Below are 8,562 nucleotides of genomic sequence, written 5' to 3'. Positions count from 1 at the left end.
TTTCTTTGAGGTGTGCCGTCACCGCTGCGCGGTCGAGACCGACGGCCTCGATCGATTGCGCCAAGATTTCGAGGGATGCATATGTTGTTGCAGAGGCCCAATAGTCAGGCTTTGAGTCAGTCACAGCTTCGTGGGCTGCTGCGTATTCCATGAAAGCGGGGCTTTCAGGGTTAACACCACCGGCACCCAAAACGCCCTCTGCGGCGGCACCAAAACGTGCGCCATAGCCCGGAAATGGGGTGGCAACAGCGGTGTAGAATGCCTTGACGTCAAGGTTTTCGATCATCGCTTGTTCGGTCAGGGCGAAGGTGTCCGGCGGATAGGACCATGCCACGAAGGCATCGGGTTCAGCTGCGGCGGCACCTTTGATGACAGGTGACAAATCCTGCGTGCCAAGTGGGTAGGATGTTTCATAGACAATGCTGAAACCAGCCTCTTCGAAGAGAGGTTTGGCAGCCGTTGCCAATTCGATCCCAAAGGCATCGGCCACGTTGACCATTGCCACTTTGTCACCCATTTGACCCGCATCACGCATATCGCTGAGAACATTTACAACGTCGGCGGCAAGTGCGGTGGTCGTGCCCAATGTGAAGAACATGTTTGGGAACTTTGCGGATAGATCAGCTTGCTGGTCGGTAATGGCCGACACCGCAATTTGTGGATAACCGTAGCGATCGAAAAGCGGTGCGGCAGCAAGGTTCAAACCGGTGCCATAGGGCGCGATGATGAAGTGCGCGTCGTCTTGCGTTGCGAGACGTTGAACGGCCTTAATCGTCTCGCCGGGGTTGGTTTGATCGTCATATTCGATCAGTTCGATCATCATCTTTTCGCCGTCAACGGTCAGGCCGCCAGCGGCATTGACCTGATCAACCCAAAGATAAATTGATGGCCACTGCGTGACGGTCGCGCCACCGGCAAGCGGGCCGGTTTTGGGTGCAACAGCACCGATGCGAATGTTTTCGGCACTGGCCGCGGTTGCTGCCAATGCGCTTGCGATTGCCAGTGCACTGACAAGTTTCATAAATGGTCTGCGGTTCATTGCGTATCCTCCGTTTGCAATTGGTCGTTTGGGCAGGTGCCCGTCTGGTTTCAAAGTGTCGGTGTGTGGCCTTCTTGATGGGTGGCTATCCACCGAAGTTCGGTAAATTCATTGATCGCTTGCTCACCGCCAAAGCGCCCATATCCGCTGTTCTTCATGCCGCCGAATGGCATTGAGGGATCGTCGTGTACGGTCGGCCCATTAATCTGAACGACGCCATATTCCAGCCGGTCGGCGATTGACTGCGCGCGACTGAGGTCGTTGGAAAAAACCGCCGCGTTCAAGCCGAACTCTGAATCATTGGCGATTGAAACGGCTTCTTCAGCGTCATGTACCCGCATGATGCTGGCCAGTGGCCCGAATGTTTCTTCTCGGTAGATCCGCATATTGGCGGCAATGCCGTCCAGCAATGCGGGCTGCATCACGCAGCCATCGATTTGGCCGCCAACCAAAAGCTGGGCACCTTTTGAGACAGCATCTTCGATTAATCCGTTCACCCGTTGGGCCGCCTCTGCCGAAATCATGCGCCCTAAAACGGTGACTTCGTGCACAGGATCAGCGGCCCTGATTTGCTGTGTCCGCACCTGCAATTTGGCGACAAATGCATCAGCCACGGACTTCACGACGATAATCCAATCGGTGGACATGCAAATCTGTCCTTGGTTGAAGAACGCCCCAAAACAGGCGGCTTCGACTGCTGCATCCAGATCGGCATCGTCCAATACGATCAAAGGCGCTTTGCCGGATAATTCGAGCAGAGCAGGTTTGAGATAGCGTGCGGCTTCCATTGCAACATCGCGACCGACCCGCGTGGACCCCGTAAAGTTAATCCGACGAATGCAAGGGTGCGCAATGAGCTGGACCATTGTGTCATGCGCTTCTTCGGGGCGGCTAACGACGCAAGTCAGAACGCCTTCGGGCAGTCCTGCACTGTTGAGTGCATCGACCAGATGCTGGTGCGTCTTGGGGCAATGTTCTGATCCTTTCATCACCGCGGTGTTGCCGCACATTAATGCGCCTGCAATCGCGCGCACCCCGAGCGTAATCGGGGCATTCCAAGGAACCATCCCCAGCACCACGCCCGCCGCTTGCCGGCGGATGATAGAGCGTTTGCCGGTCTGTCGATCGACGACTTGATGATCCTCTAGAGCAGGGGCGAGGCTCGCGACATGCGCGAGCATTCCAATCGCAAGATCAATGTTGAACTCAGTCCAAGATTTGGACGCTCCGACTTCTTCAGCTGCAAGTGCACAGAACTCCACGCGGTGGTCATTCAACACCGCCATCATTTTTTCTAAGACCAAGGCGCGTTCTGAGGTCGGCCAACGAGACCACGCTGAAAACGCCGACGCGGCAGCATTCACGGCAGTGTTGACCACCAAGGTCGTTTCATCTGCACTGGTTTCCATAGCCAGGTTGAAAGCCGAACGTTGCACTTAACTCCCCCCAAATTCCGCGTGAGCGCACCTCCATACGTTCACGCTGCATGTCGTCCAATGCGACTGCTCGTTCAGCCTAGAGGAAAAGACGCCGCAAAAAATATTGATATCCGGTCAAATATTGTCAGTATTTGGGGATGAAAAACATATTCTCTGGTTTCGCCCCTGTTGCAGCGCGCCAAACGACAGTTCATGCCGAACTTTTTCGCAGCGGATTGGATGACCGTTTTTTGGGCGGATTGGTCGATTTTCCTGGCCGGACCTCGCAATGCATTTTGGTTTTGTCCGGCCGCGCATATCGTCTCAAACCAGAGAGCGAGGAGACGATCGTTGGGCCTGCCATTAATTGGGGGCCCAAGTCACCGGACACCCGCATCAAAGCAAAAGCAGGCAGCAATGGCGTTATCATGACCTTGGGCGATGCCACATTGAGCAATGCCATCGGTCACAAACCCGAAGCGGCAACGTTGCGTCTGATGTCGGCACGAGAATTTACGCTAAATCTCGCTGCGAAACCCGCCATTCTCGGGACGATTACCGCCTGTTTTGATGCAATCTTCAAAGAACTTGACGCAGGACAAACAGGTATGGAGACGGTAATCGAGGCCCAAATCCGGATCATGCTTGTATCGCTTTGGCGCGCTGGGGTGAATGAAATGATCGAAGACAAAAGCTACAAAGCCGCAAATCTTACCCTAGAAAGGTTCCGCCATCTGGTCGAAGCACATCTGCGGGAACGCTGGCCCGTGCATCGGTTTGCTGCTGAATTGGACGTGTCTCCGGATCGGTTACACGACATTTGTAGTCGCACACTTGGCAAGCCACCACAGCGCCTTATCCGCGACCGCCTGACGTTTGAAGCGCAGGCCTTGCTACAACGCTCGCATCAAACATTGGATCAGATCGCCGACCATCTCGGGTTTCGCAGCACGCCGCAATTCAGCGCGTTTTTCAAAGCTGAAGTGGGCGTTCCCCCCGGGGCATTTCGCAAAGCAAGCACGCAACCGGGGGACAATATGACTTCGGTGCAAGTTGGTAGTTACGCAGATTGGCCATGAGGTGTCGCAAAAAAACATCGCCGACACTATCAAAACGGTCTACGCGCCTGCTCGGCGCTGTAGGTCTCGGGGGCGGCGGTTTGGTCTTTCTAGACAAATGCTGCCCATTGAACGCAACAGACTCCGTCAGGATGGTCTACAATTCTGACTTTGATGTCTGTTTCCCAAACGGGTTAGACCTTATCGAAGTCTCAACAACCAAGCGTTTTGCGTCCGATAGTGCCTTTGAGTAGCTGCGGCTGGCCGATCTGGGGACCGTGCGAAGGATCGTTACCCGAAGGGCCAAGACGCCACGTGGCTTGGGCGGTAGCGAGAGCCTGGTCCTGCGACGCAGGACGCCCCTTTTTACGCAAGGAGCGTCATCAAATCCGCGAAAGGCCTCTTAAGAAGGGCAATCACCAGTTCTGCGCCGCTGAGATAGAACGCAGCCGTTATTAAGACTCGCGAAACGAGGCGCCATTCTCTCAATCCCGCCTTGACGCTCAACATAATGAGCAAAAGTGCCGCCCACCCCAAAACAAACGCCCTCACTTATTTTCGTTATTAACGATGCCAAGAGGCCAGTACGCCTCCGACCGACCTTACTACCAAAATCTGCAGCTCCAGCTCTGCTCTTTGAACGCAAACTGCATCAAAGCGCGCGGAACGGACCCCAGCGATCGTCAGCATCGGGAAGCTTTTGGTCCTCCTATGGACACAAAGAGAAGGCCGCGCCGGGGAGAAAGCGGCACGGCCCAACTCGTCAATACTACAAGCAACATGTTTACGCTAACGCCACACATCAAAGTGGACAAGCGAGCGAGAAGCGAATTGCCGGACATCGATGGGCATTTACCACAGACGTATTTTTCTAGGCTCTCGACGTTTTCGATAAGGCATGCGCCTTATCGATCTTTCGACACCATTCCGCGTTCGGTAATCGCGGTCAGATTGTCAGCAGTGCGCCGCGTCAACTCGGCCCCGTCCCGCGACATCGATGCCTCCACAAACTCGGTCTTCTTCAGGACGCCGCCATCCGCCTCAACCCAAGTGGTGCTGTCGCCGTCCTCACGTGTGATCGACCCATCCTGATTGATCCGGATCGATACATCTCCGACTTTGACGGCTACCGTCTTTTCATCGATCTTTATGCCTTCCCATGCCTCGGCAAAATCTCGACGCAAGACGATCATGTCAGGACGAAGCTTGATCTGTATGTCCTGATCGCTGTCGCCGTCCGCGCCTTTGAGGACCAGGAACACTTCCTGCTCACCTGGGTCGCTGTGGATTGTGGCGTGCGCATTTTTGGGCGGCCAGACATGGGGCGTGTCGCGCTTCTCGCCCTCCGGATCACGATGAAACCCGATATAGAGCTGAGCCGATTTCCACACACGGCGGACTGCTGATGGAATGTCAGTCATGACGCACGGTCCCGCTGGTGCTTGGCGTCCAATGCAGCCGACGCCTCGCTTTGGTTCGACAAATTGAAACACACAAGTTCAGAGATCCGGTTCTCAAAATCCGGGCCCTCCTGTTCGCACCATGCCAGAATTGTCATACGATCCTCCGCGCTTTCCGGGTCGAACCAAAAGGATGTCTCATCCTTGTCACCCTCCTCGGCCCATCCGTCCAGAATAGTCAGAACTTCATCCGGGTCCTAGAGATTGCCAAACGAGCCGGGAGTATCCTTGCACACTTTCGATGCCACGTTGAGGGTCATCAGCGCTGCCGGGTCAATCTCAACCGCCTTCTCGTCGGTTGCGAACGTATCAAGGTAATCCGTTCTGCTTTGAACATAGCCGTGCAGACCGTCAGCAAACTGGCTCGCGGCCCAGTCCTCCCGGCCTGAACCAATCCATTCCAACAGGGCGTCTTCGCGCTCAGTCTTGCGTTCTTTGTGGTAGTCCGCCCATGCCGCATCCGCTTGCGCTTTCGGGATGTAGTCGACTACGCCCGGCGCGCGTCCCAAGGCCTCGCCGGTTAGTACATCGAACTCTGCAACGCGACAGGTGTCGCCCTGACATGCGTCGCTGTTGCAATAGCACCCTTCCTGGGTGTCGATCAGTACATACGCCTGCTTCTCGCTGTCCCATTCCGCTATGGCGTCATGCGTGATCTCGGTGCTGCCGCACTCTCTGCAGCGTTCTTCGATCTTGCGTTTCATGATCTATTTCCTCTCAACGTGCTGCGCGCTTCAAGCGGCGCCTTCTATGTCCTGATAGGGGTCGCGCTGGTCGCTACCGTCTTCGCTTTTGTCGGTCCGCCACGGCATGATTTCGAACCATTCGAACTGCTCCAGCGCGTCGCCTTTCCAAAGGGTGTTGAACCGCGCGTGAGGCGGGATTTGTGACACTGTATTTGTCATGATGATTTTCCACCTTGATCAGGGAGTGAGAGACGCGGCCTCAAAGACCGCGCCGCTATTCAGGTGGCTTTCAGCTCGGCCATGCGCTCGGTCAGGGCCCAAAGGGCGCGGTTTAGTGCCTTGTTCTGATCGATCCCGCCAACCGCGCGCGTGCGCTGGCGGCGGGTGCGCCCTTCTGCGTTACGACTGCGGCCCGACAATCCGCCCTTGAGGGTGTTTTCCTGCACGACATTGAACGCGGTCCAAAGATCGCTCGCCCGATCATCGGTCCGGCGCGTGGTAAGCAACCTCTGTGCTGCAACCGGGGCCTGCTTGCCATCTTCCTTGTGGGCAGCGGGAAAGCGCAATTGATGTGCGGCTTCGGCCAGAATAGTACGCTCGGCATCGCTGACCGTGATGCCTTTGAAGGCCTGCACCTGCTCGGTGATGTCTTCCGCATCGTCCAGAACGGTAAACGCGCCTTCGATCACTTCCGATGTGGCATTGCCGGAGTGGCGCACTTTCACCTCATTGAACGTGTCGCCCACCATCAGGCCATTGGCACAAACAAAGCGGAAATAGCCGGGGATCATCTGATAGCTGCTGGTGCCATCATTGGCGTTGACCAAAACAATCTCGAAGGCCTCACCCTCTGCGTTGGTGATTGAGCGATGGCGCAGGCGCATCATGTGTTTGGTGAACTCGGCTTTGCCGGCAATACGGGTACGGGCCTGCTGGGCAAAGAACGCATCGAACCCTTCTTTGCGCAAGCCGTCCAGAACGTCGATCGTTGGCACGGGCACGAACCTGTCGCTGCGGCTTTCGTGGGCTTCTGTGGCAAAGATCGATGGGACCGCCTTGAGCAGTTGATCGTTTGTCAGGGCCTCACCCGTCGCCAATCCGCCATTCGACATTCCGCGCATGTAACGATTGAAAGTGTTCATGTCCTTATCCTTTGTGCTTTGACCGCTGAGGCTGATCCCCAAATGGTGCTGGTTTTGAGCAAGGCCCTGAAAGGGCGTCGTCTCTAAAACCTGCCACGTGGCGAACGCGGATGGGGGCGAGGCAAAGCCATTCGATGGGGGTGGTGCGGCCCGCAGGCGTTAGCCGAGGACACGGCCCTGTCTAATGGGATTGCCCGAGGGGGAAGGCTGCGCCTTCCCCCTGACAGGAAGGGGGCGTTTGGCGTGCCCAAATCCCGCCTGACCCAACAAGAAACGGCAAGGGATCTTTGATCCTGCGCGCGTATGAAATGAGATCGTCACCCGAATGCGGAGATGACAACGGCCCGAGGCGAGGGGGTCACATGTTGCGGGTCCTAGCTCTGGAGGAGACGGTGCAAGGGTATTTGGGGTATGGAGTTCAGGGCGTGGACCCTGCGTGGAAACCCGCCTGGCAACGAGACCCCAGGCCCGGTCTCGAGGGCAATGGCGCGCGATTGGCCCTAATACCAAGGATTGCCAATTTCGGAGTTACGATAGCTGCGAGTGTCTTACCTTCCGCAAAACGGACAAAAACGGACCTTCAGCGCCGGTCAGCCGAATGGCTGTTTTGCGAGACAAAGTGACCATGGCCGTAACAGGCCCGATAGGCGCTTCCTGCCCTAAACTGCCAGAGACAACCAGAATGATGCCGCGGCACGGCATCGCGAACACTCGTGCATGGCGCAGCATTTCGGACGCTCGATACTGCAACGTGGACGAAACCGTCTCTGGCCCGCACGAAGACCGGCCCAGAAACAGGATGAGTTCCAGCCGGTCTTGTACTAACACTCCAAAAATAATCAGTTGGGTCAGGTTATGGGATCGGAAAGGATTTTGCAGTGTTTCGGATAGTGTTCCGCCTGTTCGCTTTGCTAGTTGTTCTTGTTGTTGTTCTGGTTGGTAGTTTGTTCCTGATATCGGGAGAACGTCTGGCAAAGATCGCTGGTGATCAGATCACCTCAATGTCTGGGCGGGAGGTCACGATAACTGGATCGCTGCGTCCACAGCTTTTTCCAAACCTTGGTGTTCGAACGGGTGCCTTTGAGATTGCAGGCACGACCGGCGACGTACCTTTGATATCTGGTGAGGCCTTGAGCGTTGGTGTCGATCTTTGGGCCCTCATATCCCGGCGCATCGACGTTAAAGAGATCACTTTGGTCGGACCGGCTTTGAACCTTGTCAAAGACAGTGACGGTCGCGTGAACTGGAGCGCTGACAGCGCAGGCGGCACAAGCAGCGACGGTGGATCGCAACCCTCTGAGATATCGCTTGCCGCGCTCTCTATTCAAGACGGCTCGATCAGCTATCGCGACGACGCTGCGGGGACCGACCTGCTTTTTGAGCGCGTTAATGTGACGGCCTCTATGTCGAGCGTTGAGGCCCCCCTCACGACGTCACTCACTTTTGTTGCCGGTGGGCAGACCGCATCGGCTGATATCGAGATCGTATCGCTGCCGTCGCTAATTGCGGGCGAGATGACGGGTGTTTCACTGTCCTCGAAGATTGGGCAGAACACGATAAACTACACAGGCGATGCTTCAGTTGATGGCCGTCTTGGCGGCGACTTTGCAGCCGTGCTTCCCACGCCCAGCGCGCTGCTTGCGTTGATGGGGGGCGCGGAAACCTCGCTGTCTGCCGAGTTCCTACCCATCGAAGTTTCCGGTGCCTTGGCGATGGCCCCTGACAAGATTGAAGTCGCAAGTGGCAGCTATCGTTTTGG

8 protein-coding genes are annotated in these 8,562 nt (G+C 56.2%); 2 read left to right on the top strand and 6 right to left on the bottom strand.

Annotated features, from left to right (window positions below; genetic code table 11):
- Nucleotides 1–1,039 (bottom strand): amino acid ABC transporter substrate-binding protein (locus tag AC221Y_RS16385; RefSeq protein WP_486707762.1); only part of this gene is annotated, 1,039 nt, incomplete at its 3' end.
- A gap of 50 nt (nt 1,040–1,089) precedes the next feature.
- The gene (locus tag AC221Y_RS16380) at nt 1,090–2,475 is read right to left on the bottom strand and encodes an aldehyde dehydrogenase (protein WP_299756265.1); all 1,386 of its coding nucleotides are present in this window, start codon (nt 2,473–2,475) and stop codon (nt 1,090–1,092) included.
- A 140-nt stretch (nt 2,476–2,615) separates the two neighbouring features.
- On the opposite strand from AC221Y_RS16380, the gene AC221Y_RS16375 reads away from it, so the two are divergent.
- Nucleotides 2,616–3,536 carry a helix-turn-helix transcriptional regulator gene (locus AC221Y_RS16375; protein WP_299756263.1) on the top strand — a complete coding sequence of 307 codons (921 nt, stop codon included), beginning with the start codon at nt 2,616–2,618 and terminating at the stop codon, nt 3,534–3,536.
- Nucleotides 3,537–4,420: 884 nt separating this feature from the next.
- Here the strand turns inward: AC221Y_RS16375 and AC221Y_RS16370 are convergent.
- From AC221Y_RS16370 to AC221Y_RS16355, 4 genes are all read right to left on the bottom strand, one after another.
- A complete protein-coding gene (locus AC221Y_RS16370) occupies nt 4,421–4,936 on the bottom strand; it encodes a hypothetical protein (RefSeq protein WP_299756260.1) in 516 nt (171 codons plus the stop codon).
- A 236-nt stretch (nt 4,937–5,172) separates the two neighbouring features.
- Nucleotides 5,173–5,679: a hypothetical protein gene (locus AC221Y_RS16365; protein ID WP_299756257.1), complete on the bottom strand. Its 507-nt coding sequence runs from the start codon at nt 5,677–5,679 to the stop codon at nt 5,173–5,175.
- A 30-nt stretch (nt 5,680–5,709) separates the two neighbouring features.
- Nucleotides 5,710–5,880, bottom strand: a complete 171-nt coding sequence (locus AC221Y_RS16360) for a hypothetical protein (RefSeq protein WP_299756255.1) — start codon at nt 5,878–5,880, stop codon at nt 5,710–5,712.
- Nucleotides 5,881–5,939: 59 nt separating this feature from the next.
- The gene (locus AC221Y_RS16355) at nt 5,940–6,803 is read right to left on the bottom strand and encodes a DUF932 domain-containing protein (RefSeq protein ID WP_486707761.1); all 864 of its coding nucleotides are present in this window, start codon (nt 6,801–6,803) and stop codon (nt 5,940–5,942) included.
- A gap of 878 nt (nt 6,804–7,681) precedes the next feature.
- Here AC221Y_RS16355 and AC221Y_RS16350 point away from each other — a divergent pair.
- Nucleotides 7,682–8,562, top strand: an 881-nt coding sequence (locus tag AC221Y_RS16350; RefSeq protein ID WP_486707760.1) for an AsmA family protein, incomplete at its 3' end; no start/stop codon positions are given.

The organism is Boseongicola sp. (genome assembly GCF_057460485.1).
Note: the sequence above shows the minus strand (reverse complement) of the source record. Positions and strands in the feature narration are given on the sequence as shown.

Bases quoted from the DNA above. Each gene is read 5' to 3' on its own strand.
- AC221Y_RS16375 (WP_299756263.1), top strand. From the start codon at position 2,616: ATGAAAAACATATTCTCTGGTTTCGCCCCTGTTGCAGCGCGCCAAACG.
- AC221Y_RS16370 (WP_299756260.1), bottom strand. From the start codon at position 4,936: ATGACTGACATTCCATCAGCAGTCCGCCGTGTGTGGAAATCGGCTCAG.
- AC221Y_RS16365 (WP_299756257.1), bottom strand. From the start codon at position 5,679: ATGAAACGCAAGATCGAAGAACGCTGCAGAGAGTGCGGCAGCACCGAG.
- AC221Y_RS16360 (WP_299756255.1), bottom strand. From the start codon at position 5,880: ATGACAAATACAGTGTCACAAATCCCGCCTCACGCGCGGTTCAACACC.
- AC221Y_RS16355 (WP_486707761.1), bottom strand. From the start codon at position 6,803: ATGAACACTTTCAATCGTTACATGCGCGGAATGTCGAATGGCGGATTG.